1 protein-coding gene is annotated in these 1,791 nt (G+C 64.2%); it reads right to left on the bottom strand.

The genetic code is table 11. The features are described from left to right. Positions 1-110 precede the first annotated feature (110 nt). Positions 111-1,715, bottom strand: a complete 1,605-nt coding sequence (locus ACFUEJ_RS24145; protein WP_280360080.1) for an IS1182 family transposase — start codon at positions 1,713-1,715, stop codon at positions 111-113. Between the last annotated feature and the right edge of the window lie 76 nt (positions 1,716-1,791).

Raw genomic sequence — 1,791 nt, 5'->3', positions numbered from 1 at the left:
GAGCCTGCTGAATTAGGGTCCAGCCTGGGTTGAGGTTCCTGCTGCGGGGATGTGTCGGTTCCGGGGTGTGGTCGTGGTGATCGATCTAGGTGGGGCGGCGGTGCCGCGGTTCAGGCGGTGGCCAGTGTCCAGGTGCCGTTGGTGGTAGTCAGTCCGAGGGTGATCAGGCGGCGTAGGTTGATCGCGGCGGCGCGGTGGTGCAGCCAGTTGTTGTTGCGTTCGATTCCACGGTAGGGCACCCGCCGGTTACCGCGGGTGAGCCAGGCAATCGTCCGTTCGACCATGGGTCGATGCTGGCGGTAGGTGTCGGCAATAGTGTTGTCAGAGAAGTGTTGTCGGTGTTCGCGCTGGAGTTGGTGGTGTTCGCCGAAACTGATTTTGCGTCCACGAACCGCGGTGGTGCACCGTGCCCGAAGTGGGCAGTCGTGGCAGGCCGCACCGTAGGTGACGTGGCCTTTCGCGCTGACCGGTCGGGTCAGGTTGTTGGGGCAGGTCAATGTGTTCGAGTCGGCGTCGAAGGTGAAATCGTCGACGACGAAACCACCAGCAACCGCCGGCAAGTGTGGCTTGGGTTTGATCACCGCGTTCCATCGTGTCCGCGCCAGCGTGGCCAGCATGTCACCGGAGGCATACGCTGAATCACCCAGCACCTCACGATCGTCGGCGTCGTCGGCGACGGTCGGATCGCTCAGCAACAACCGTGCCCCGACTGCTCCGTCGGAAGTGTCCGGACCAGCGGCTTTGGTCATCTCGATCGCGGTGACCAACCCGGTCTCCGGTTCATTGACGATGTGGCCCTTGAACCCGTCCTGCTGGCGTGCCCGGGTTTTGTGGGCGTGGCGGGTGTCGGTATCGACGGTGGAGATCACCCGGTCCGGGGCGGTCCGGGGCGCGATGCGCCAGCGTCCGTCGGTGCCATCAGAACCTGGTGCCGGTTCCACATCCTGGCCGGTCACCAATGCCAGCAATGCCACCGCCTGCGCCTGGGCCTGGTTACTCGGTTCCTTGTCGATGGCCTCGAGGTCCAGACCGTCGAGCACGGCCAACCCATCTTCGACAAGGGCGCTGATCAGGTCCTGTTGAGCACACTCATCATCCCAGGCGATCCGCGGCTTGCCGGGCCGGTCATAGCCGCCGCCGGTCAACGCGGCCAGACGAGTCGCGTGCTGCTCGACCACCACCGCACCACCGTCGACCTCTCGGGCGACCCGCCGGATCGCCGCGATCACCTGGGTGATGGCGTCCTGGCGGGCCACCGCGTCATCGAAGATCGTCGAATCCAGCGCTCGACGGCTCTTACCCGCGAGCACCCCGGTGGTGGTGATGACCTCGCGTACCACCTCGAAAATGCGGTGCGGCCGATCGCTGGCTGCCAGTCGCCGACGCCAGTACGTCAGAGTCGACGGATGAAAACCTTTGTTACCCAACACGAATCCACACGCCGCTTTCCACCGCAGATCGAAAGTGACCGCATCAGCGGCTTCGCGATCGGACAAACCCTGCAGCGTTTGCAGCACGATCACCGACGCCATCGTGGCCGGCGGGATCGACGGACGGCCCCGGCCGCTGGGAAACAGGTCCGCGAACATCTCCGCAGGAAACAACTGCTCGCGATGAGCAGCCAAAAACGCGAACACACTGCCCTCGGCCAGCAAATGCCCGACGACCGAGTTCACATCCAGAAACTCACCCTGACGATCCGGCTCACCCTGCATACCCACCAGGATCCCAGCCCACCAGGCAAACCCGCTCACCCCACACCGAAACGACACCGACTATTTCAGCAGTCTC

Source organism: Gordonia sp. NPDC057258 (assembly GCF_042668985.1).
Taxonomy (GTDB): Bacteria; Actinomycetota; Actinomycetes; order Mycobacteriales; family Mycobacteriaceae; genus Gordonia; species Gordonia hongkongensis.
The sequence above is the reverse complement of the archived record's forward strand: the minus strand, read 5'-3'. Positions and strand labels throughout refer to the sequence as shown.